Origin of the sequence: Marinobacter albus (assembly GCF_030238305.1) — a bacterium.
In the GTDB taxonomy this organism is placed as follows: domain Bacteria; phylum Pseudomonadota; class Gammaproteobacteria; order Pseudomonadales; family Oleiphilaceae; genus Marinobacter; species Marinobacter albus.
The window spans coordinates 67,832-91,883 of sequence record NZ_JASSQD010000005.1 but is presented as its reverse complement, the minus strand read 5'-3'; the positions used below and the strand labels follow the sequence as shown (position 1 = coordinate 91,883).

The window sequence follows — 24,052 nt, the reverse complement described above, 5'->3', positions numbered from 1 at the left end:
CATGCTCTGGTTATACCTGCACTTCCCGCACCTGTTGCTGGACCATATTCGCCGGACTCGCGAAGAAGCGGGCGCACTGGTGATTGTCGAAGGCTCCGGACAAAAGGTGATACAGGCCTGCCCCGATGCCCGGGACCAGGGCATACAGGCCGGCATGCGCCTGAAAACTGCCATAAGCCTGGTGCCCGAACTGGGTATGGTGCGGGCAGATCAGCAGCAGGAGGCCCGGATTCTGGAAGACCAGGCCCGTTGGCTATACCGCTATGCCGACCACATTGTGCTGGTGCCACCGGATGGCCTGATGGCGGAAATTGCCAGCCTGCAACGGCTGTATGGCGGCCTGCCTGCGGTCTGGCAGACCGTGGAGCAAGCGCTGGATGAACGTCAGCTGACGGCCTGGCCCGGCATTGGCCACACACCACCGGCGGCCCGGCTGATCGCCCGCACCGGCAAGGGCGAATGCACCGAAGACAGCGGCCATATTCTGCGCACCCTGAGCCAGATGCCGCTGCTGGCAGCGGAGTTTGATGCCCGCACCTGCACCCGCCTGCAGCGACTCGGACTGAACACCCTGGGCGAAGTCTTTGACCTGCCGGCGGCAGAGCTGGCCCGACGGCTGTCCCCCGAAACCCTCGCCTGGGTCCAGAAAATCCAGGGCGCCCGGCCAGACCCGCAATCCCCCTGGCAGCCGCCCCACCACTTCCGGCAGCAGGCGGATTTCGTGCAGGAAATCGAGCAATCCCAGGGCTTGCTGTTTCCGCTGCAGCGCATCCTGTCGGAACTGGAAGAAGACCTGTGCTGGCGCCAGCAGGAAACCGACAGTCTATTGCTGATTCTCCATCACCGGCACGAAGAACCCACCCGACTGCGTATCCGGACCTCCGGCCCGGAGCACCGGGCCGAGGCCTTTCTGAACCTGATTCGCCTGCGCTTCGAGCAGCACCCCCTGAGGGCACCAGTCATCTCACTCCTGTTGTCAGTGCAGCGCTTTCTGGGTCGGGAAGCGCCTACCGGGCAAGACCTGCTGGGCGAAACCCAGGATCTGAACGAAGCCTGGCATACCCTGATGAGCCGGCTACAGGCCCGGCTTGGGGATCATGCCCTCAAGCAGCTTTCACCCCAAGCAGACCATCGTCCGGAACGGGCCTGGAGCGCTTCCGCCGTTCAGCGTAACAACCGGCCGGAGGTAACACCGGCCAGCCATCTGCCCCGCCGCCCTCTGTGGTTACTGCAGGGGCCGCAACCACTCACGGAGGCACCAAGCGCATGGTTTGCCGGGCCCGAACGAATCAGTGGCGGCTGGTGGGACGGCCAGCGGGTGCACCGGGACTATTACATCGCCCAACTCAACAATGGCCAGTTGGCCTGGGTGTTCCGGGATGTCCGGGACGGCTGGTTCGTGCACGGGTGGTTTGGCTGATGTGCGAGCAGTCCTACGCCGAGCTGTTCTGCTTCAGCAACTTTACCTTTCTGACCGGCGCCTCCCACCCCCACGAACTGGCCGAACGGGCCGCCGAGCTGGGCTATACCGCCATCGCCATCACCGACGCCTGCTCGGTGGCCGGCATTCCCCGCGCCTGGGCGGCCCTGAAGGATAGCCCGGTGAAACTGATCACCGGCAGCTGGTTTGAACTTGACGATGCTCCCCCCGGGGCCAGCACCCCCCGATTCATCCTCCTGGCCCGAACCCGCAAGGGCTATGGCCAGCTGTGCCAGTTGATCACCACCGGCCGGCGCCGGGCCGAAAAAGGCCAGTACCAGTTGCTATTCCGGGATCTGGAAACCCACCCGCTGGATGACTGCCTGTGCCTGTGGCTCCCCCCTTCACTGGCGGAAGCCGACGCCGATCAGGCCCTGGCCGGCGGTGAATGGCTGCAACGGCTGTTCGAGCCACGCTTCTGGATTGCCGCTGCCCGCACCCTGGAATCCAGCGAGGAACAGCAACTGGCCCGGGCCCGCTGGCTGTCCGACCAATTGCGCAGCCCAATCACTGCCACCGGCGAGGTGCACATGCACAGCCGGGAACGCCAGCCATTGCAGGACGTACTCACGGCCCTGCGCAACCACACCAGCCTGGAACAGGCCGGCCACTGTCTGTTCCAGAACGGCGAACGCTACCTACGCCCGGTGCCGGTCCTGCAGCGCCTGTTTCCGGAAAACTGGCTCCGGGAAACCCTCCGGATTGCCGGTCAATGCATCTTCGAGCCCGGCAGCCTGCGTTACGAATACCCGCCAGACCTGGTACCGGAGGCAGAAACGCCAGCGACCTACCTGAAACGGCTGACCCGCGAAGGTGAACGCCGCCGCTACCCGGACGGCACACCCCTGACCGTTCAGTCCCTCATCCGCAAGGAGCTGGCGCTGATCTCGGAGATGAAATACGAGCACTATTTCCTCACCATTCACGACATCGTCGCCTTCGCCCGAAGCCGCGGCATTCTCTGCCAGGGCCGGGGCTCGGCCGCCAATTCGGCGGTCTGTTACTGCCTGGGCATCACCGAGGTGAACCCGGCCCGGGTGGAGTTGCTGTTTGAACGCTTCATCTCCAAAGACCGCAATGAGCCCCCGGACATCGATGTGGATTTTGAACACCAGCGGCGGGAAGAGGTCATCCAGTACATTTATCAGCGTTACAGCCGGGAGCGGGCGGCACTGGCGGCCACCGTGATCCGCTACCGCCCCCGCAGTGCCATCCGCGACGTGGGCAAGGCCCTGGGTTTTGACCCGGCGCAGGTGGAGCAATTGCTGGAAGGCATCGACTGGCGCGACAAGGCTACCGGCTGGCGCCAGCAGATACTCGACAAGCGCCTGACCCGAAACCCGAAAGTGGCGGACCAGTTCTTTACCCTGGTCAACACCCTGCTGGGTTTCCCGAGGCATCTGTCCCAGCATGTGGGCGGTTTTGTCATCAGTTCCGGGCCACTGGCCGAACTGGTGCCCGTGGAAAACGCCGCCATGGCCGACCGCACCGTGATCCAGTGGGACAAGGACGATCTGGAAAGCCTGGGCCTGATGAAAGTGGACGTGCTGGCCTTGGGCATGCTCTCGGCCATTCGCCGGGCACTGGAACTGATCAGTGAACAGAAGGGCCAGCCATTCCGGATGCAGGACATTCCTCCGGAAGACCGGGCCACTTACGCCATGCTGCAGAAAGGCGACAGTATCGGTGTGTTCCAGGTGGAATCCCGTGCCCAGATCAATATGCTGCCCCGGCTCAAGCCGGAGACCTATTACGACCTGGTGATCGAGGTGGCGATTGTCCGCCCCGGCCCCATCCAGGGCGACATGGTGCACCCGTACCTGCGACGCAAGCACGGCCTGGAACCCGTGGACTACCCCAACGACGCCATCCGCAAGGTACTCGAGCGCACCCTGGGGGTGCCGATTTTTCAGGAACAGGTGATCAAACTCGCCATGGTGGCGGCAGGCTTTTCCGCTGGTGAGGCGGACCAGCTACGTCGTGCGATGGCCGCCTGGAAGTCCCACGGCGACCTGACCCCGTTCCGGGACAAACTGGTCACCGGCATGCTGGAGCGGGGCCACGACGCCGACTTTGCCGAACGGCTGTACCAGCAGATCTGCGGGTTTGGCGGTTACGGCTTCCCGGAATCCCACGCCGCCAGTTTTGCACTGCTGGTGTACGTTTCCGCCTGGATCAAGTGCCACCATCCGGCTGCCTTCTACTGCGCCCTGCTCAACAGCCAACCCATGGGCTTCTACTCGCCGTCGCAGCTGGTCCAGGACGCCCGCCGCCACGGCGTTACCGTCTTTCCGGTGGATGTAAACCATAGCCAGTGGGATCACACCCTCGAAGGCCCGGACCAGCACCTCCGCCTCGGCCTCCGGCTCATTCAGGGCCTGTCATCCGTTGGCGCCGAGCGGCTATGCCAGCAGCGGCCGGAGCCGGGTTACCGCTCGGCCAGCGAACTGCGCAGTCTCGCCGGCCTCCAGCAACGGGACATGGAACTGCTCGCCGGCGCCAACGCCATGCCCGCGTTTACCGCCAACCGCCATCAGGCCTACTGGCAGCTGCTGGGCCACGAACAGCCTACCGAACTGTTTGCCGAAGAAGCTCCGGCCAGCTACCAGCCCGATCATTGCGAACAGCTACCGGAGCCCAGCGAGGGCCAGAACGTTCTCGCCGACTACGCCAGTCAGGGCCTGACCCTCCAGCGTCACCCGCTGGCCCTGCTCCGGGAGCAAGGCCACCTCCAGTTCTGCCTGAGCGCCGAACAGTTGAAAACCACCAAAGCCGGCATCCCCGTTCAGGTCGCCGGCCTAGTCACCGGCCGCCAACGCCCCGGCTCCGCCTCCGGCGTTACCTTCGTGACCCTCGAGGACGAAACCGGCAATGTGAACGTCGTGGTCTGGCTGGAAACCGCCCGTCGACAGCGCAAGCCGCTGCTGACGGCCAGGCTTTTGCTCGTGAAAGGGGTATTGGAGCGGGAGGGTGAGATTGTGCACGTGATGGCCGGCAAGCTGTCCGATCTCAGTCACCTGATCAAGAGTCTGCCGGTGAGCTCGCGAAACTTTCATTAAAAAAACCCCGCCAGGCTCAAGCCGGACGGGGTCTTTTGTCAGTGGCAACGATCAGGTCAGAAGCTTAATCATCACACCGGCTGCAACCGCAGAGCCGATAACACCAGCCACGTTCGGACCCATGGCGTGCATCAGCAGGAAGTTCTGCGGGTTAGCCTCCAGACCAACCTTGTTGGAGACCCGCGCCGCCATTGGCACCGCGGAGACACCGGCTGAACCAATCAGCGGGTTGATCTGTTCCTTGCTGACCTTGTTCATCAGCTTCGCCATCAGAACACCACACGCAGTACCCACGCCGAAGGCGCCGATACCCAGTGCCAGGATACCCAGGGTCTGGGTGTCCAGGAACTTGTCCGCCATCAGCTTGGAGCCAACGGACAGCCCCAGGAAAATGGTCATGATGTTGATAAGTGCGTTCTGTGCAGTGTCGTTGAGGCGCTCGACCACACCACACTCACGCATCAGGTTACCGAAGCAGAACATACCCAGCAGCGGCGCCGCGTCGGGCAGGAACAGTACCACCGCGATCAGCACCACCAGCGGGAAGATGATCTTCTCTTTCTTGCTGACCGGACGCAGCTGGGACATCTTGATCTTGCGCTCTTCCGGCGAAGTCAGCGCCTTCATGATGGGCGGCTGAATCATCGGCACCATCGCCATGTAGGCGTAAGCCGAGACCGCAATCGCGCCCAGCAGGTGCGGTGCCAGAACACTCGATACGTAGATCGAGGTCGGGCCGTCCGCGCCACCGATGATGCCCACCGCAGCGGCTTCCAGAATGGTGAAGTCCAGGATGCCGGCCCAATCCAGCAGCGCCGCACCCAGAACCGTACCAAAGATGCCGAACTGAGCGGCCGCGCCCAGCAGCATGGTCTTCGGGTTGGCCAGCAACGGACCAAAGTCCGTCATCGCGCCCACACCCATGAAGATGATCAGCGGGCCCACGGTACTGCCGATCACCACCAGGTAGAAGTTGTACAGCATGCCGTTACCATAGCCGAAGTCCTGAGCCAGGCCGTTGGCCATGGCCACCTGCGCAGAGGTCGCTTCCTTATAGGCATGCTTGAACGCATCCATGATTTCCGGCGTTACCGCCTGGCCGGCCTGGTAGGACACATCCAGCGCGCTGGCCAGCGCCGCCAGCACTTCCGGCTTGCCGTAGTGGATTGCGTTTTCCGCCGCAGTCAGGGCAAGGCCCGCCTCCGGAATATTCGCCAGAATGCCACCGAAACCAATCGGTACCAGCAGCAGCGGCTCGAAACCCTTGCGAATCGCAAGGTACAGAAGCAGCAGGCCGACGACGATCATAACCGCCTGGCCCGGTGTCATATTGAACAGGCCACTGCCTGTCCAGAGCGTCAGTAATTTTTCCATGGAATGCTGGCCCTTATGCGATTGTCAGCATTTCATCATCAGGGGAGACGGCATCACCGACCTTGATGAAGACTTCACCGATGGTACCGGCCTTCGGTGCGCGAATTTCGGTTTCCATCTTCATGGCTTCCAGGATGATCAGCACGTCGCCTTCTTCCACGGCGTCGCCCGCAGAGACCAGAACCTTGAAGATGTTGCCGCCCAGAGGTGCTACCACGGGCTCACCCTCACCGGCAGCTGGCGCGGGTGCAGACCCAGCTGCAGACGCGGCCGGTGCGGAAGCGGCGCCACCCTCACCCTGAACCTGGGTGATCTCACCGCCCTCGGACACCGCCACAACAAATTTCTTGCCGTTAACTTCAACGGTGTACGTTTCGGGGCCATCGGCTTTCTTGGCGGGCGCCGCGTCGTCTGCGGTCGGCACCGGCTCGAACGCGTCCGGGTTGCCACGGTTTTCCAGGAACTTCAGGCCAATCTGCGGGAACAGCGCATAGGTAAGAACATCATCTACGGTGTTTTCCGCCAGCTTGATGCCCTTCTCGTCCGCCAGTTGCTTCAGCTCGTCGGTAAGCTTGTCCATTTCTGGTTCAAGCACATCCGCTGGGCGACAGGTCATCACTTCCTTGCCATCCAGGACACGCTCCTGCAATTCCTTGTTCATCGGCGCCGGTGCAGCACCGTACTCGCCCTTAAGGATTGCAGAAGTTTCTTTAGAGATGGACTTGTAGCGCTCTCCGGTCAGAACGTTCAGTACCGCCTGGGTACCCACGATCTGGGAGGTCGGAGTTACCAGCGGGATGAAGCCCAGGTCTTCGCGGACCTTGGGAATTTCAGCGAGAACCTCGTCAAACTTGTCGCTCGCATTCTGCTCACGCAGCTGGTTTTCCATGTTGGTCAGCATGCCGCCCGGCACCTGGGCAATCAGGATGCGGGAATCAGTGCCACGCAGGCTGCCCTCAAACTTCGCGTACTTCTTACGTACCTGGCGGAAGTAGCTGGCAATCTCTTCAAGCAGGTTCAGGTCCAGGCCGGTGTCACGGTCTGTGCCTTCGAGGATGGCAACCACCGCCTCGGTGGGCGAGTGACCATAGGTCATACTCATTGAAGAGATGGCGGTATCCACGTTATCGATACCGGCTTCCGCGGCTTTGATGGCGGTGGCGGTAGACATCCCGGTAGTGGCGTGGCACTGCATGTGGATGGGGATATCCAGCTCTTTCTTCAGGCGGCTGACCAGATCAAAGGCCACATATGGCTTCAGGATACCCGCCATGTCCTTGATCGCGATGGAGTCCGCGCCCATGTCGGCGACTTCCTTCGCCAGTTCTACCCACATATCAATGGTATGAACCGGGCTGGTGGTGTAGGCGATTGTGCCCTGGGCATGCTTGCCGGTCTTACGAACGGCCTTGATGGCGCGGTCTAGGTTACGAGGATCGTTCATCGCATCGAAAATACGGAATACATCCACGCCATTCTCGGCGGCGCGCTCACAGAAACGGTCCACCACATCATCCGCATAATGACGGTAACCCAACAGGTTCTGGCCACGCAGAAGCATCTGTTGCTGAGTGTTGGGCATGGCTTTTTTCAGTTCGCGGATGCGCTCCCAGGGGTCTTCGCCCAGGTAACGGATGCAGGAGTCGAAGGTGGCTCCACCCCAGGATTCCAGAGACCAGAAACCGACCTTGTCGAGTTTCTCGGCAATAGGCAGCATGTCATCAAGCCGCATACGGGTGGCAAGCAGGGACTGGTGGGCGTCACGCAGGATAACGTCCGTAATCCCCAGCGGTTTCTTTGTGTCAGTCATCGTGTCAGCCTTCTGTTTAAAGGTTCTATCTCTACCGGGTCACTTCTTGTGGCGCGACCGGAATTGTGCAATTGCCTTCTTGATGGCCTCGGCGGTATCGGGGTCAACCGACGCAGGCGCTTTGGGCTTGGCACGTGGCGTTTTTGCCGGGGTTACCGGCTCGGGCGGCGCAAACCGAGAGATCAATGTGGACATGAGCAGGGTTGCGAATACCAGTACCACCAGGAACGCAAACACAAATCCCATACCCGCGATCATCAGATCCACGGCTTGTGACATCAGGTCATCCATATCGAATAGCTACCTGTTTATTGGTTTGTTGATTTCCCCGATTTGCCTGGCCGGACCAGTTGGACTAAGGTCTAAGGTCCCGCCGAAGCAATTCGGGAGGCAAAATCCTGCGTAATTTACCGTTTTAGCCTGCCGTGAGCAACCTAAATGCAAATTGCTATACGAAGTTTCCGAGTGGCTTGTCCCGCTATGACAAGTCGGCTGCAGCGGCGCCGGAGGCCCATATCACGCATATCGGACGCGTATTTTTCGCCCTTTGATGCGGCCACTCTCTAATCGCTTGAGCGCCTTGGCGGCATGACTTTTGTCAATTGCCACGAAACACTGAAAGTCGAAGAGGTCGATTTTCCCGACCGCTGTTCCCGGAATCCCGGCTTCACCGGTAAGCGCCCCCAAAACATCCCCCGGACGGATCTTCTCCTTTCGACCGCCAGCGATGCATAAGGTTTTCATGGCAGGCTCAAGTGGCTTTCTGGGCACTGCCATCAAGGCCTCTGTATCGCCCCAATCCACAGTACGCCCGCGGTCCGATTCCAGCCGGCTGATTTTGTGCCCCTTTGCCGGCGTGCAAAAAGTAACCGCCAGCCCCTGCTCGCCCGCACGACCGGTACGCCCTACCCGGTGGGTGTGAACCTCCGGATCTCGCGCTGGCTCAGCATTAATCACCAACGGCAGGGCCTTGATGTCCAGCCCCCTGGCGGCCACATCCGTCGCCACCAGTACCGAGCAACTCTGGTTACCGAAACGAACCAGCACACTGTCACGCTCGCGCTGCTCAAGGTCGCCGTGCAAAGCCAGGGCGGAAAATCCATTCTGGCGCAGATCGTCCGCCAGCTCATCGCACTGTTGCTTGGTGGTACAGAATACGATGCACGACGACGGCTGACGCTCGGACAACATCGCCATCACCGCTTCGTGGGCGGCGCCCGGCGCAATTTCATAGAACAGCTCGTGGATATCCGGGTTGCCCTGAGCGGCCTCGGCCCGGACATCCTCCGGCTCACGCTGGTAACGGGTGCTGAGTTTGCGGATGGCGTCGGGCCAGGTCGCCGAAAACATGAGGGTCTGACGTGATTCCGGGGTCTGGCCCAGAATATCCTCAACGGCTTCCTCGAACCCCATATCGAGCATCCGGTCTGCCTCGTCCAACACGACGGTATTCACCCGACCCAAATCGAGCGTGCCTTTTCTGAGATGATCCTGGATCCGGCCCGGCGTGCCCACCACGATGTGGGCACCATGGCTAAGGGACCCGATCTGGGGACCGATTGCCACCCCGCCGCAAAGGGTCAGGATCTTAACGTTGTCCCGGGCTCGGGCCAGCTCCCGAAGCGCCTTGGCCACCTGATCCGCCAACTCTCGCGTCGGACAAAGCACCAGTCCCTGAACCGCAAACAGCCGGGTGTTCAGGTGCTCTATCAGCCCAATCCCGAAGGCCGCCGTCTTGCCACTGCCGGTCTGGGCCATGGCGATCACATCCCGGCGCGCCAGACAATGAGGCAAGGCTTTTGCCTGAATTTCAGTGGGTTGCTCAAACCCCAGCTGCTCAAGATTGGAGGTCATGGCAGAGGAAAGACCAAACGTTTTAAAGGAAGGCATACAAGAAAATCCTGAAATCGGCGAACACGGGTGATGGAGGCAAAATAATGAGGGCGTATACTAGCGCATCAGGATACCAGAGTTTGCCACCAATTAACGGAGTTACTAATGGCGTCCCTACAGGATCAGCTACTGAAAGCCGGCCTGGCTGACGAGAAAAAAGCCAAGGCCATCCGCACTGAAAAGCGAAAAAAGCGCAAATCCCAACCCAAGGGTGTCGTACAGGAAAACGAAGCCGAAGTGCGTGCGCGTCAAGCCCGTGAAGAAAAGGCCGAGCGGGACCGGGAGCTTAATCGCCAGCGTCAGCAAGAAGCCGAGAAAAAAGCGATTCAGGCCCAGATTCGCCAACTGGTCGAAACCAACCGGCTGGATCGGAGCCGGGGCGAGACCTCCTATCAGTTCGTCCATGACAAGAAGATCAAGAAGATTTTTGTCGACGACACCATGGTGGATCAGCTTTCCCGGGGCCGTCTGGCCATCGTGTTTGTGAATGACAGCTATGAGATTCTCGCGGAGGGTGTTGCCAGGAAGATCATGGAACGGGATGAGAATGCCGTCGTGGTCCTTCACGATCGCAAAACCGACGATGCTGGCGAAGACGATCCTTACGCCGGTTACGAGATCCCGGACGACCTCATGTGGTGAGGAGTTATCCCTCAGGCGGGGTGGAACTCTGTTCCACCCCGCCTGACTCTGTACTGAAGAACGCCCCAAACAGCCCACTCAGTGAAGCTTGTGGCGCTCAAAAATTTCCAGAATTTCCTTCTCGGTTTCCGCAGGAACACTCACTTTTACCACCCCGGCTTCCTCATCAATAAAGATATTGTCTCTTGGAATACCGGACGCGATCAGATCATCCCAGGTGTTCTTGGCCTGATCATGATTGTCATAAGCTCCATTGATCGTTTTATTCATAAGACCAACTCCTTTAAACGTACGACCCTCCATTATCAAGAATAGTCACCACCACCAGATATGTTCAATTTTTAACCACACCATACTTGATCCGCGACAAATATCCCGACATCCGGAGAACGCAAGTCTGCCGTCACCCGCTTTATTTCCAGCCAAGTGCAACTATTTCGCGCCTCGAAACGAATTACCTGGGCAATAACTCGCAAAATCTGTGATCACACACTATCTCGGGGAAATACCATGAACCATAAGATCAAGCCGTCATTGTTCGTCGCCGCCATTGTGTCCGCCCTGGGGCTCGCCTCCGCAGCCCATGCAGGACATACCAACCACGTTCTGAGCACACAACTGAGCGCCAAAGCGCTGGTTGATACGAAGGGCGACAGCAACGGCAAGGGCCATGCCCATGTATTTGGCATAGATGGCGATCCCACAACGCTCTGTTACGTCATTCAGGTTGAAGGCATTCAGACTGTTGCGGTGAAAGAAGGCATGGCGGCTCATATCCATGAAGCCGGGAAAGGCATGAATGGCGCCCCCGTGGCTGCCCTGGCCGGACCTGAGGATGGCGATGCCGCGGACTGCCTTACCGAAGGCGAGAAAGGCAAATTCCCGACTGGGGAACAAGGCATCGTGAAGCGGATTCTCGAGAATCCGGCCGATTTCTACATCAACATCCATAACCCCGAGCACCCGGATGGTGCGCTTCGTGGCCAACTGATGGGGCCCCATGGCATGAAGCTGTAAGCCGGATCTTCAGGCAATAAAAAACCCCGCTCATTGGCGGGGTTTTTTATTTCGTATGGCGCGGCTGGGAGGATTCGAACCTCCGACCGCCTGGTTCGTAGCCAGGTACTCTATCCAGCTGAGCTACAGCCGCGCATCAATCACTTGCCTGGTTGAATGCCACTTCAACCTGCTCTCGTTTTCCGGATGGAAAATGGCGGAGAGGGAGGGATTCGAACCCTCGGTACGATTGCTCGTACGGTTCCTTAGCAGGGAACTGGTTTCAGCCACTCACCCACCTCTCCTTGAGAACGGGGCGTATACTACCATAATTTTTCTGTTTTCATAGGGTTGACAGGCGATTTTTCCATCCCGATTTCCCTGGCAAATAAAAAAGCCGTTCAGGTCTCCCTTGAACGGCTTTTTATCTCTCAGCTATTGCCCGGTTCCGGCTCTTCAGAGCCCTTCTCCGACTGAATACGCTGGTAGATTTCTTCACGGTGAACCGCTACTTCCTTCGGGGCATTCACGCCAATTCGCACCTGGTTCCCCTTCACTCCGAGTACGGTTACGGTGATTTCATCACCCACCATCAGAGTTTCGCCAACGCGGCGAGTCAAAATCAACATATCCCTTACTCCCTATCCAGAGCTACCTGTTCCGACAAATGATTTGTTATTTACTATCGCATTTATAGCGGGACCACTGACCGATCAAAAGACGCACATCCCCTTATACGGTTCCGTTTTGTCATAGGCTCAATAAATGGTTCCCTTATTCAAGGAGGTCCTACAGATCGACCTGATATCTGCTTGCTCAGACCTCTTCTTCTACCGCGGGCTTGTCCAGTTCAAACTCACTATGCAGTGCGCGAACCGCCAGCTCGAGATATTTTTCATCAATCACCACGGAAATCTTGATTTCCGATGTGGAGATCATCTGAATATTGATGCCCTCATGGGACAACGCCTCAAACATTCGGGTGGCAACACCGGCGTGGGACCGCATGCCTACGCCGACGATACTTACCTTGGCAATCTTGCTGTCGCCACCCACTTCACGGGCACCCAGTTCATCCGAAACCCGCTGCAGAACTTCCTTCGCGCGCTTGAAATCGTTGCGGTGCACGGTGAACGTGAACGCGGTCTTGTTATCCTCGCCCACGTTCTGAACGATCATATCTACTTCAATATTAGCATCGCTTACCGGTTTCAGAATGCGCAATGCACTTCCCGGCGTGTCGGGAACGCCGACGATGGTCAGTTTTGCTTCGTCGCGGTTAAAAGCGATGCCGGAAACAACCGGTTGCTCCATGGCGTTTTCATCCTCAAGAGTGATCAGGGTACCTTCACCTTCCTGGAAGCTGGAAAGAACCCGTAATGGAACGTTGTATTTGCCTGCAAATTCTACCGAACGGATCTGGAGAACCTTGGAGCCCAGACTCGCCATTTCGATCATTTCTTCAAAGGTAATCCGGTCCAGGCGCCGGGCACTGTCGACAACGCGGGGATCAGTTGTGTAGACACCGTCAACATCGGTGTAGATCTGGCACTCGTCCGCCTTGAGGGCAGCGGCCAGAGCAACGGCCGTGGTGTCCGAACCACCCCGCCCCAACGTGGTTATGTTGCCGCATTCATCAATGCCCTGAAAACCGGCCACAACCACAACCCGGCCCGCATCGAGGTCTTCCCGCATGCGCTGCTCATCGATCTGTTTGATGCGCGCCTTGGTGTGCGTGCTGTCAGTCACAATCCGCACCTGGGAGCCGGTGTAGGACCGGGCATCACAGCCCCGTTTCTGCAGCGCCATGGACAACAGCGCAATGGTGACCTGCTCGCCAGTGGAGACCAGAACGTCCATTTCACGGGGCGTCGGCTCTTCCATAATGTTCGAGGCCAGAGCAATCAGGCGGTTGGTTTCGCCACTCATGGCTGAAACCACCACCACTACATCATGACCTTCCTTGCGGAACCGGGAAACCTTGTCGGCAACCGCTTCAATTCGCTCGGTTGTGCCAACCGAGGTGCCACCAAATTTCTGAACCAACAGCGCCATTTTTTCCAATATCCAAAACGGGGACTCACAGCGAAGCACCGCCTCGCCAGTCGTATGAGAAAACGAGCGGGATTATAAACCCCTGCCCGTCCTCACAAACAGTTGCTTAACCAATATTTTCTTCAACCCAGGCAGGAATGCCTGCGAGTGCATCGGCCAGCTTGCTCGGATCGTTACCGCCACCCTGAGCCATATCCGGCCGGCCGCCGCCTTTGCCGTCAACCTGTGCCGCCAGATGCTTCATGAGATCGCCGGCCTTGATCCTGCCCGTGGCGGACTTGGTCACACCGGCCACCAGCGTCACCTTGCCATCTTCAACACTGGCGAGGACAACCACTCCTTCGCCCAGCTTGTTCTTGAGCTGGTCGGCGGTTTCCATCAGGGCTTTGCGATCGGCGCCCTCAAGCTCGGAGGCAACAACCTTCAGACCTGCGACATCCACCGCTGATCCGGCCAGGTCGGTTCCGGCGGAGCTCGCCAGCTTGGCCTTGAGTGCATCCACTTCTTTTTCCAACTGGCGGTTGCGATCCAGCGTCTGCTGGACCTTTTCGACCACGGTGTCCCGGGTAGCCCGAACGAGGCCTGCGGTATTGCGCAGAGTGCGCTCGGTGCTGTCCACCCACTCCAGCGCGCCAAAACCTGTGACCGCCTCAATTCGGCGCACCCCGGCGGAGATGCCACTTTCCGAAGTAATGCGGAACAGGCCGATATCCCCGGTTCGGGCAACGTGAGTACCGCCACACAGTTCCACCGAGTAGCTGTCTGTACCCATGCTGAGCACGCGCACCGTATCCCCGTACTTTTCACCAAACAGCGCCATGGCCCCCTTCTCCTGGGCCTTTTCCATGTCGGTGATTTCGGTTTCAACGGGCGTGTTGTCGAGGATCTGCTCGTTAACCTGGCGTTCGATTTCCTTCAGTTGCTCCGGCGTAACCGGCTCAAAATGCGAGAAATCGAAACGCAGTTTGTCAGGATCGACCAGCGACCCCTTCTGGGTAACATGATCGCCCAGGATCTTGCGCAATGCCGCGTGCAGGAGGTGCGTGGCAGAATGGTTGCGCTTGGTGCGCTCGCGACGGGCGTGGTCGATCCGGGCATCCACTTCCAGGCCCGGGAACAGCTCACCTTCAATCAGGGTACCCACGTGCAGGTGGTTATCCCCTTCCTTGCGCGTATCAGTCACCTTGAAGCGGCCGCCGCTCCAGGTCAGCAGGCCGGTATCGCCGACCTGGCCGCCAGACTCGGCGTAGAACGGAGTGCGCTCCAGAACCACAACCGCCTCATCGCCGGCTTCGGCGCTTTTCTCCTCGCCGCCGACAATCACGGTACGAATGCGCTCGTGGCCGTCGATATGGTCGTATCCGGTAAACTCGGTCTTGCCTTCAATGTTGAGGCCCGCGGCGTTGTAATCGATACCAAACTTGCTGGCCGCACGGGCACGATCGCGCTGGCGCTCCATGGCTTGCTCGTAGCCGTCGTAGTCCAGTGCCAGTCCGCGTTCGCGGGCGATGTCGTTGGTCAGATCAACCGGGAAGCCGTAAGTGTCATACAGTGTGAAGATGGTTTCGCCCGGAATCACGTCACCTTCCAGCTCGGCGATGTCCTGCTCCAACAGGCGCAGGCCCTTGTCCAGGGTCTTGGCGAACTGCTCTTCTTCCTGCAGCAATACCTTTTCAATCTGCTTGCGGCTGCTCACCAGCTGCGGATAGGCCTCGCCCATCAGATCGGCCAGAGCCCCCGCCAGTTTGTGGAAGAACGGCTGGGTTGCACCCAGCTTGTTGCCGTGACGGGCAGCCCGGCGAATGATGCGGCGCAGCACGAAGCCACGACCTTCGTTGGAAGGCATCACGCCATCGGAGATCAGGAAAGCGCAGGAACGGATGTGGTCAGCCACCACACGCAGGCTGGCCTCCGTCGCGGGCACACCGCCGAGCACGTCGGATGCGGCCCGCAGCAGGTCCTGGAACAGATCGATTTCGTAGTTGCTGTGAACGCCCTGCAGAACCGCAGTGATCCGCTCCAGGCCCATTCCGGTGTCCACCGAGGGCTTGGGCAGCTTCATCATCTCGCCGTCGGCGGTCCGGTTGTACTGCATGAACACGACGTTCCAGATCTCGATGTACCGGTCGCCGTCTTCCTCGGGACTTCCGGGAGGGCCACCGGCCACATCGGGACCGTGATCGTAGAAGATTTCCGTGCAGGGGCCACAGGGGCCGGTATCGCCCATCTGCCAGAAGTTGTCGGACGCGTAGCGGGCACCCTTGTTATCGCCAATGCGTACAATGCGATCGGCGGGCACGCCTATTTCCTTGTTCCAGATGTCGTAGGCTTCGTCATCGTCGGCGTAGACCGTCACCCAAAGCTTTTCGGTCGGCAGCTTGAGCCACTCATCACCGGTCAGGAAGGTCCAGGCGTAATTGATGGCCTCGCGCTTGAAGTAATCGCCGAAACTGAAGTTGCCGAGCATCTCGAAGAAAGTATGGTGGCGCGCGGTGTAACCCACGTTTTCGAGGTCGTTGTGCTTGCCGCCTGCACGGACGCATTTCTGGGAGGTGGTCGCCCGGGTGTAGTCGCGCTCTTCCCGCCCAAGAAACACATCCTTGAACTGGTTCATTCCCGCATTGGTGAACAGCAGCGTCGGATCATCCGCCGGTACCAGTGAACTGCTCGACACAATGGTATGGCCTTGCTGTCTGAAATAATCGAGAAACGCCTGTCGCAACTCTGCGGTTTTCATAGCCCTTTGATACCTTTCCAGAAACTCGCCGTGAAACCGGCGGGTCCGCGATTGAATACGAATACTTACATGCGTGTGCAAATCCGCTACTCTAGCACACGCCGAGAACAGGAAAAACGTGAAACATCACAGGAGAACCCATGCCCCGACGCTTCCATGACGCCGAGGAACTCTTACCCCCAGCCACTTTTGTAAAGCGCGCGCTTGCCATTATCTACGACGGGCTGATCAGCATTGCCGTTTTGCTCGTAGCCACCTGGGTCTACACCGTGATCGGCGGCTGGATCACCGGCTGGGATCGCTTCGAGGAAATGGCGGAAGCCGGCCAGCTCTCGGGAGATCCGGGCCTGACCTTCGTGCTGTTCCTGGTGCTTTATCTGTTCTTCGCCTACTTCTGGACCCGCATCGGCCAGACGCTTGGCATGCAGGTCTGGCGGATCCGGATCGAAAATCTGGATGGCACGTCGGTAAGCTGGAGCCAGGCCCTGCGGCGCTACGTGACCGCCGCGGCCGTCTTCTTTCTCGCCCTGCTGGCAGGTTATTACGTGGGCTCGGCGACTCTGTTTGTTTCTCTGCCAGCCATCATCGCGCTGTTCCTGCCCATTAACGGACTGTCCGCTACCGACCGGATGTCAAACAGCGTGGTGGTTCAGGTCCCCAAGGAAACCCGCTGACCGCCAGGGCCGCTACCCGGCCCGGCGCATCAGGATCGCACCAACCACGGCATTGACCGCAATCGGGACAAGCACCGCCAGCATCGGATTGAAGCCGTACACCAGGCTCATTGGGCCCAGCAGATCCTGCATGTATTTGAACAGCAGGCCCACCAGCAAACCGGTAAACACCCGGAACCCCATGGTCACCGACCGCAGTGGCCCGAAGATAAAGGAAATGGCAACGAGCACCATGACCGCCGTACCGAGTGGCATCAGGGTCTTTTTCCAGAACGCCAGCCAGTAGCGTGAGGCGTTCAGATCCTGGTCCTCCAGATACCTGGCGTAGGTGTAGAGACCGGACATCGACAAGTTCTCCGGTTTCACGATCAGCACGCTGAGCACACTCGGCGACAGGCCCGTCTCCCAACGAAGTGACGGGTGCCGGACCAGCCTGGTTCCCGTTTCCTCGATTCGGGTCGTGCGGACGTTTTCCAGGCTCCAGTGATCGCCCTGGAAAATTGCCCGCCTGGCGAAACTCGATGACTGAAGTTCGCGCTCCTCGTTAAACCGGAACAGCGACACCCCGTGCAGCACCCCGTTGGGCTGAACCGCGTTGAGGTGAATAAACACATCCCCTTCCCGGTGCCAGACCCCGGTTGCCGAGGCAACGTTGCTTCCCGCACCCAGGGCAACCGCCTTTTCACTCTGGGCCAGCCTCTCGGCCGGCGGGGCGACGTACTCGCCGATCAGAACGCCCAGTACCACAACCACCAGGGCCGGTTTCATGGCAGACCAGACGATTCGCTTGAGCGACACCCCGGCGGCCCGGATCACTGTGAGCTCGGAGGAACTCGCCATCGAGCCCAGACCGACCAGGCAGCCCATAAAGGCGCCCAGAGGCAGGTAATCGTAGATGCGACGCGGGAGCGTCAGGGCAACGTACCAGAGCGCCTCAAGTGTCTGGTAGTTATTGCGGGTGTCTTCAAGTTCCGCGATAAATCCAAAGATCAGGTCAAGCGAGAGCACCACCACCATGACCAGGAACATCGCGCCACCGACGGTGCGCATGACATAACCGTCAATCCTACGCATGGGCGCGGGCCTCCCTTAAGGCGCGGCGGCGGTACAACCAGGCCGGACCGAACTGCAACCAGAGGCCAAAGGCGAGAAACAGCCCATGCACCCAGAGCATGCCGATCCATTCGGGCACCTTGCCGTTCGCCAGGGCATCGCGGGCGACAATCAGCAGCCCCAGGTAGGTGATGTAGACCAACATCGCCGGCAGCAGGTGAAAGAATCGACCCTGGCGGGGATTCACCCGGCTCAACCGAACCGCCAGCAGAGTCACGATCGGCACGATCAAAGGCAACGAGAAACGCCAGTGCAGCAGTGCGCGATCCTCGGGATTGTCGGACTCCATCAGGGCCAGGGTACTGATCCCTTCCTCCAGTTCACGGGTACCCTTTTCACCGCTTTTGATCTTCAGCCCATAGGCATCAAAACCAGTCACGTTGTACTCGAGCCGACCGGGAGTGCCGTCAAAACGCCCACCATCTTCCAGAATCAGGAACCGGCTGCCGGTCTCACGGTCGATCAGCTGCGACCCCGACTCGGCGGTAAAGATCGTTACGCCCTCGCCATTCTTGCCGTATTCGGCGATGAACACGCCCCGCAACTCGCGCTTGTCATCACTCAGGCCCTCGGTGTACGTCACCCGGCCGCCGGCGCTGAAGTCCTGGAAGCGTCCCGGCACCAGCATTTCGAACTCGGTGGCCTGGCGCTGCTCATTGAAAATCCGCTCTACCTGCTTCATGCCCCAGGGCGATACGTACAGGCTCATTGCGCCAACAACAACCATCACCGGCAGGCTGCCCAGCAGCGTTTTCGCCAGCAGCTGCCGGTCACTCACGCCGCAGGCAAACAACACCGTCATCTCGCTTTCCAGATACATCCGCCCATAAGCCAGCAGAATGCCGATGAACAGCCCCAGCGGCAGGATCAACTCCAGAAAACCCGGAAAACGAAACGCCATGATCGAGAACAACACGTCTGCGGCAATCTCGCCTTCTGCCGCGCTGCCCAGATATTTGAGGAATCGGCCACTCATAAACACCAGCAACAGAATGCCGGAGACGGCAACCATGCTGATCATCACCTGGCGAACTAGATAACGGAAAATAATGCTCAAATGGGTCTCTCTGCCAGTGCCGGTAAAATCATGGAGGAAACAGATAACTGCGCGTATTCTATGTAACCTTTGGGCCGAATGACAGAGTGGAACGTTTACGGTCAGGCCAGACTGCACAGGCAGGCCTGCCGGTTGATAAACTCCCTGCCAACCCCAATGCTAGACTAGATCGGAAATCCCCTCCGCCCACCGCGGACAGTTCTTCAGAACAATCAACAGGAGTTGCCATGAATTTCAGCCTGAGCAGTAAAGCCATTGTCAGTACAAAAGCCGACTGCCTTGTCATCGGTCTTCCCGAGAAAGGCACCTGGCCGGAGTCCACGACTCAGGCGGACGACGCGCTCGGCGGGCTGATCAAGACACTCCAGAAAAACGGTGATATCAGTGGTAAGAACGCCACCACGCGCTCTGTTCCGCTCAGCGACCAGCCCTGGAGCCGGCTGCTGGTCGTCGGTACTGGCAAAGACAGCGAGCGCACCCCGGCAGCTTACCGCAAGGCCCTGATCGCGTTGGTCGGTGCTCTGAAAGATGGTCCGTCGAAATTAGCCCTGGTTACCCTGGCCGACACGGCCGTGACCGGCGCGGATGCGGTGAGTTCCGGGGAAGCCCGGCTGAACCTGATCGGCCGCACCCTGGAGGAGCAGCTCTACACGTTCACCGACTACAAGAGCGAGAAGCCGACTGCCCGCAAGCTGAACAAGGTCCTGGTCACCGCTTCCGCAAGCGGCAAGGCGCTGAAGGATGCCTTCAATCTCGGCCTGGCGACCGGCCGCGGCATGAATTTCACCCGCGATCTGGGCAACACCCCACCCAACATCTGTCATCCGGAATGGCTGGCCCAACAGGCCAAGAAACTGGCGAAGGACCACGACTGCATCAAGACCGAAGTGTTTGATGAAAAGCAGATGGAAAAGATGGGCATGAACACCATCCTGGCCGTTGGCAAAGGCAGCACTCAGCCACCGCGCCTGATCGTGATGGAGTACCGCGGCGGCAACCCGAAAGACAAGCCCCAGGTCCTGGTTGGCAAGGGCATCACCTTTGACACCGGCGGCATCAGTCTCAAGCCGGGTGCCGGCATGGATGAGATGAAATACGACATGGGCGGCTCGGCCAGCGTATTCGGCGCCATGCAGGTATTGGCGGAAACCAAACCCAAGATCAATGTGGTGGCAGTCATTGCCGCGGCCGAGAACATGCCGGACGGCGGTGCCTGCCGGCCCGGCGACATCGTGACCACCCTGTCCGGCCAGACCGTCGAGATCCTCAATACCGACGCCGAGGGCCGACTGGTGTTGTGCGATGCGCTCACCTACGTGAAGAAGTTTGACCCGGCGGCAGTGATCGACATGGCCACGCTGACCGGCGCCTGCATCGTTGCCCTCGGCCACCACGCAACCGGCCTGCTTGCCAACAACGATGAACTCGCCAACGAACTTCTGGCGGCGGGTGAACGGGCGGATGACCGCGCCTGGCGCTTGCCCCTGTGGGACGATTACCAGAGCCAGCTCGACAGTAACTTTGCCGACATGCAGAACATCGGCGACCGTTCGGCGGGCACCATTACTGCGGCCTGCTTCCTGTCCCGCTTCGCCAAGGAGTACCGCTGGGCGCATCTGGACATTGCAGGCACGGCCTGGCAATCCGGCAAGGCCAAAGGCGCATCCGGTCGCCCGGTTCCCTTGCTGGTTGACTACCTGATGTCCCATGCCGGCAAGTAACCCCGACGATCGTCCGGAGGCCGGCAGCCCAGCTGCCGGTGCTGCCGGACAAGACAGCCCCGATCAGCGCTACTGGTTCCACATCCTCGCCCAGAGTACGCCCGCGGCCCGCAACCTCCACGCCGCGAAACTGGTGGACAAGGCCTGGCAACAGGGTGATCGGGCCTGCATTGTCTGCGACACCATGCAGCACGCCCAGGAACTGGATGACCTGCTGTGGAATTTCAGCCCCGACGCGTTTATTCCCCACAGCGTGGTGCCGGACTCCGCCACCACCTGCACCGACCCCGTCGGCATTCTGCTCTGCCCGCCGGGCGCCGGGGACTGGGATACCGTCATCATCCTCTCCAGCACGCTGCCGGCTGATGCGGACCGGTTCAAGCGGCTGGCCCTGGTTGCCCACAACGATCCGTCCGTCCTGGACCAGGCCCGGTCCCATTTCCGGCAACTGAGGGCGCTCGGAATCGAGGCCCGGGTTCACGACCAGAGAAAGCGCTGAGGTTCGCCGCAGCACGAGCGACCATGTATAATCGGGCGTCTTAATTTCCCCTTGCGAATCAACCAACGGTCACCAGCAGAAACCCATGGAAAAAACCTACCAGCCAGAAAACATCGAGCGCCAGTGGTACGAGAACTGGGAATCCAAAGGGTATTTCCGGCCCTCCGGTGAAGGCCAGTCCTACAGCATCGCCATCCCGCCGCCCAACGTTACCGGCAGCCTGCACATGGGCCATGCGTTCCAGCACACCATCATGGACACGCTCACCCGCTACAAGCGTATGCAGGGCCACAATACTCTCTGGCAGGTCGGCACCGACCACGCCGGCATCGCCACCCAGATGGTGGTTGAACGCAAGGTCGGCGCAGAAGAAGGGAAAACCCGCCACGACCTCGGCCGTGACGAGTTCATCAAGCGCATCTGGGACTGGAAAGAGCACTCCGGCGGCACCATCACCCGCCAGATGCGTCGCCTGGGCAATTCCGTGGACTGGGACCACGAACGTTTCACCATGGACGACGGTTTCTACAAGGCCGTTCAGGAAGTCTTTATCCGCCTGTACGACGAAGGACTGGTGTATCGCGGTAAGCGCCTGGTGAACTGGGATCCGAAACTGCACACTGCCATCTCCGACCTTGAGGTGGAGAACAAGGAAGAAAAAGGTTTCTTCTGGCACCTGCGCTACCCGCTGGCGGACGGCGAGCAGACCCAGGACGGCAAACGCTACCTGGTGGTCGCCACCACCCGACCCGAAACGCTGCTGGGTGATACCGCCGTAGCCGTCCACCCGGACGATGAACGCTACCAGCACCTGATTGGCAAGTTCGTGATCCTGCCGCTGGTCAACCGCCGCATCCCGATCGTGGCCGACCACCACGCCGACCCGGAAAAGGGTTCCGGCTGCGTGAAGATCACCCCGGCGCACGACTTCAACGACTACGCCGTTGGCAAACGCAACGACCTGCCCATGATCAACGTCATGACTCAGGACGCGAACATCCGGAGCGTGGCCGAAGTGTTCAACGCCGACGGCACTGAAAACTCCGAGATCGACGGCAAGATTCCGGCGGCATACGCCGGCCTGACCCGGGAAAAGGCCCGGGACCAGATCGTCACTGACATGAAGGTCAATGGCCTGCTCGAGAGCGTGGAAGACCACGTCCTGAGTGTTCCCCGGGGTGACCGCTCCGGCCTGATCATCGAGCCGATGCTGACCGACCAGTGGTTCGCCGACGCCAAGACCCTGGCCAAGCCGGCGATCGAAGCGGTGGAAGACGGTCGCATCCAGTTCGTGCCCAAGCAGTACGAGAACATGTATTTCTCCTGGATGCGTGATATCCAGGACTGGTGTATTTCACGTCAGCTCTGGTGGGGGCATCGAATTCCCGCCTGGTACGATGCCGAGGGCAATATTTATGTCGGTCGCAGCGAAGAAGAAGTGCGCCAGAAGCACAACCTCGCCGCTGACCTTGAACTGTCCCAGGATGACGATGTGCTGGACACCTGGTTCAGCTCGGCGCTCTGGACCTTCGGCACCCTGGGCTGGCCGGAAATCACCGAACGCCTCAAGACCTTCCACCCCACCGACGTGCTGGTCACCGGTTTCGACATCATCTTCTTCTGGGTGGCCCGGATGATCATGATGACCATGCACTTCATGAAAAACGAAGACGGCACACCCCAGGTACCCTTCCACACCGTCTACGTCACCGGGCTGATCCGGGACGAGCACGGCGACAAGATGTCCAAATCCAAGGGCAACGTCATCGACCCGCTGGATATGATCGACGGCATCGGTCTAGACGATCTGCTGGAAAAGCGCACCGGCAACCTGATGCAGCCGAAGCTGGCCGAGAAAATCGGGAAGCGCACCAAGAAGGAATTCCCCGAAGGTATCGCCGCCCACGGCACCGATGCCCTGCGTTTCACCCTGGCAGCCATGGCCACCACCGGGCGGGACATTAACTGGGACATGAAGCGCCTGGAAGGTTACCGGAACTTCTGCAATAAGCTCTGGAACGCTGCCCGCTATGTGTTGATGAACACCGAAGGCGAAGACTGCGGCGTGAACGACGAGCCCGTGGAATTGTCCCTGGCCGACCGCTGGATCATCAGCGAGCTACAGAACTGCGAGCAGGACGTGGTTCGTCACCTTGACCAGTACCGCTTCGACCTCGCCGCCTACGCGCTCTACGAGTTCATCTGGAACGAGTACTGCGACTGGTACCTGGAACTGTCCAAGCCGGTCCTGAATGACGAAAACGCCAGCGCCGAAGCCAAGCGCGGCACCCGCCGCACGCTGGTTCGCGTGCTCGAAGCCGTACTGCGGGTCGCTCATCCGATCATGCCGTTCATCACCGAGGAAATCTGGCAGCGTATCGCACCGCTGGCCGGTAAGTCGGGCGACAGCATCATGCTGCAGCCCTACCCCCAGCCGGACAGCAACAAGCAGGATGCGGCGGTTGCCGCTGACATCGAGTGGCTCAAGGGCGTGATCGTTGCGGTAAGGAACATCCGCGGTGAAATGAACATCTCCCCGGCCAAGAAAATTCCGGTTCTGCTGCGCGGCAAGGACGCGGACGACAAGCGCCGCATGGACGACAACCGCCAGTTCCTCGCATCCCTGGCCAAGCTGGAAAGCCTGGACTGGTTTGACGGCGACAAGGCACCGATGTCAGCGACCCAACTGGTGGGCGAGATGGAAGTGCTGGTGCCGATGGCCGGCCTGATCGACAAGGACGCAGAACTCAAGCGTCTGGACAAGGAACTTGAGCGTCTGCAAAAAGAGATCGGCCGCCTTGAAGGCAAATTGGGCAATGAGAAATTCACCGCCAAGGCCCCCGCCGAGGTCGTGGAAAAGGAGCAGGAGAAGCTTCGGGATGCCCAGGGCAGTCTGTCCCGACTCAGCGACCAGCGGGCCGACATCGAGGCCATGTAACGGC

Annotated in this window: 18 protein-coding genes and 2 tRNA genes; 8 read left to right on the top strand and 12 right to left on the bottom strand. The window is 59.7% G+C overall.

Annotated elements, in window-relative coordinates:
- Position 1 precedes the first annotated feature (1 nt).
- Positions 2-1,420, top strand: coding sequence for a Y-family DNA polymerase (locus QQF73_RS19130; RefSeq protein WP_219865308.1), 1,419 nt, complete (start codon positions 2-4; stop codon positions 1,418-1,420).
- Positions 1,420-4,539 carry an error-prone DNA polymerase gene (locus QQF73_RS19125; protein WP_285369117.1) on the top strand — a complete coding sequence of 1,040 codons (3,120 nt, stop codon included), beginning with the start codon at positions 1,420-1,422 and terminating at the stop codon, positions 4,537-4,539. The genes QQF73_RS19130 and QQF73_RS19125 overlap by 1 nt, the downstream gene beginning before the upstream one ends.
- A 51-nt stretch (positions 4,540-4,590) precedes the next feature.
- On the opposite strand, the gene QQF73_RS19120 is transcribed toward QQF73_RS19125, so the two are convergent.
- From QQF73_RS19120 to dbpA, 4 genes are all read right to left on the bottom strand, one after another.
- Positions 4,591-5,913 carry a sodium ion-translocating decarboxylase subunit beta gene (locus tag QQF73_RS19120; protein ID WP_219865306.1) on the bottom strand — a complete coding sequence of 441 codons (1,323 nt, stop codon included), beginning with the start codon at positions 5,911-5,913 and terminating at the stop codon, positions 4,591-4,593.
- 13 nt (positions 5,914-5,926) lie between these two features.
- On the bottom strand, positions 5,927-7,723 hold the full coding sequence (oadA, locus tag QQF73_RS19115) for a sodium-extruding oxaloacetate decarboxylase subunit alpha (protein WP_285369116.1): 1,797 nt from the start codon (positions 7,721-7,723) through the stop codon (positions 5,927-5,929).
- Positions 7,724-7,762: 39 nt separating this feature from the next.
- Entirely contained in the window at positions 7,763-8,014 is a 252-nt protein-coding gene (locus QQF73_RS19110) for an OadG family protein (protein ID WP_285369115.1), read from the bottom strand.
- A gap of 225 nt (positions 8,015-8,239) precedes the next feature.
- Entirely contained in the window at positions 8,240-9,613 is a 1,374-nt protein-coding gene (gene dbpA, locus QQF73_RS19105; protein ID WP_285369114.1) for an ATP-dependent RNA helicase DbpA, read from the bottom strand.
- A gap of 108 nt (positions 9,614-9,721) precedes the next feature.
- Between dbpA and QQF73_RS19100 the strand changes: the two genes are divergently transcribed.
- On the top strand, positions 9,722-10,258 hold the full coding sequence (locus QQF73_RS19100) for a DUF2058 domain-containing protein (protein WP_219865302.1): 537 nt from the start codon (positions 9,722-9,724) through the stop codon (positions 10,256-10,258).
- A 78-nt stretch (positions 10,259-10,336) separates the two neighbouring features.
- On the opposite strand, the gene QQF73_RS19095 is transcribed toward QQF73_RS19100, so the two are convergent.
- Positions 10,337-10,528, bottom strand: coding sequence for a hypothetical protein (locus QQF73_RS19095; RefSeq protein WP_219865301.1), 192 nt, complete (start codon positions 10,526-10,528; stop codon positions 10,337-10,339).
- A gap of 240 nt (positions 10,529-10,768) precedes the next feature.
- Here QQF73_RS19095 and QQF73_RS19090 point away from each other — a divergent pair, with 240 nt between their 5' ends.
- Positions 10,769-11,275 (top strand): CHRD domain-containing protein, encoded by a 507-nt coding sequence (locus QQF73_RS19090; protein WP_285369113.1) that lies wholly within the window; start codon positions 10,769-10,771, stop codon positions 11,273-11,275.
- A 56-nt stretch (positions 11,276-11,331) separates the two neighbouring features.
- Here the strand turns inward: QQF73_RS19090 and QQF73_RS19085 are convergent.
- The 5 genes from QQF73_RS19085 to alaS all read right to left on the bottom strand — a co-directional run bounded on the left by QQF73_RS19085 (position 11,332) and on the right by alaS (position 16,046).
- Positions 11,332-11,408: transfer RNA gene (locus tag QQF73_RS19085), tRNA-Arg, on the bottom strand.
- A gap of 61 nt (positions 11,409-11,469) precedes the next feature.
- Positions 11,470-11,559, bottom strand: a tRNA-Ser gene (locus QQF73_RS19080).
- A gap of 126 nt (positions 11,560-11,685) precedes the next feature.
- Complete coding sequence (gene csrA / locus QQF73_RS19075; protein ID WP_007155535.1) at positions 11,686-11,883, bottom strand: carbon storage regulator CsrA; 198 nt, start codon at positions 11,881-11,883, stop codon at positions 11,686-11,688.
- Positions 11,884-12,070: 187 nt separating this feature from the next.
- Positions 12,071-13,309, bottom strand: a complete 1,239-nt coding sequence (locus tag QQF73_RS19070; protein WP_219865295.1) for an aspartate kinase — start codon at positions 13,307-13,309, stop codon at positions 12,071-12,073.
- A gap of 106 nt (positions 13,310-13,415) precedes the next feature.
- Positions 13,416-16,046, bottom strand: coding sequence for an alanine--tRNA ligase (alaS, locus tag QQF73_RS19065; protein ID WP_219865294.1), 2,631 nt, complete (start codon positions 16,044-16,046; stop codon positions 13,416-13,418).
- 140 nt (positions 16,047-16,186) lie between these two features.
- Between alaS and QQF73_RS19060 the strand changes: the two genes are divergently transcribed.
- Positions 16,187-16,720 carry an RDD family protein gene (locus QQF73_RS19060; RefSeq protein ID WP_219865293.1) on the top strand — a complete coding sequence of 178 codons (534 nt, stop codon included), beginning with the start codon at positions 16,187-16,189 and terminating at the stop codon, positions 16,718-16,720.
- A 12-nt stretch (positions 16,721-16,732) separates the two neighbouring features.
- Here the strand turns inward: QQF73_RS19060 and lptG are convergent, their stop codons facing one another.
- Both lptG and lptF read right to left on the bottom strand, forming a co-directional pair.
- Positions 16,733-17,794: an LPS export ABC transporter permease LptG gene (gene lptG, locus QQF73_RS19055; protein ID WP_219865292.1), complete on the bottom strand. Its 1,062-nt coding sequence runs from the start codon at positions 17,792-17,794 to the stop codon at positions 16,733-16,735.
- Positions 17,787-18,890 carry an LPS export ABC transporter permease LptF gene (gene lptF / locus QQF73_RS19050; protein WP_219865291.1) on the bottom strand — a complete coding sequence of 368 codons (1,104 nt, stop codon included), beginning with the start codon at positions 18,888-18,890 and terminating at the stop codon, positions 17,787-17,789. Before lptF ends, lptG begins: the two co-directional genes overlap by 8 nt.
- Positions 18,891-19,117: 227 nt before the next feature.
- Between lptF and QQF73_RS19045 the strand changes: the two genes are divergently transcribed.
- From QQF73_RS19045 to QQF73_RS19035, 3 genes are all read left to right on the top strand, one after another.
- Positions 19,118-20,611: a leucyl aminopeptidase gene (locus QQF73_RS19045; protein WP_285369112.1), complete on the top strand. Its 1,494-nt coding sequence runs from the start codon at positions 19,118-19,120 to the stop codon at positions 20,609-20,611.
- Complete coding sequence (locus tag QQF73_RS19040; RefSeq protein ID WP_285369111.1) at positions 20,598-21,110, top strand: DNA polymerase III subunit chi; 513 nt, start codon at positions 20,598-20,600, stop codon at positions 21,108-21,110. The genes QQF73_RS19045 and QQF73_RS19040 overlap by 14 nt, the downstream gene beginning before the upstream one ends.
- 85 nt (positions 21,111-21,195) lie before the next feature.
- The gene (locus tag QQF73_RS19035; protein WP_285369110.1) at positions 21,196-24,048 is read left to right on the top strand and encodes a valine--tRNA ligase; all 2,853 of its coding nucleotides are present in this window, start codon (positions 21,196-21,198) and stop codon (positions 24,046-24,048) included.
- Positions 24,049-24,052 lie beyond the last annotated feature (4 nt).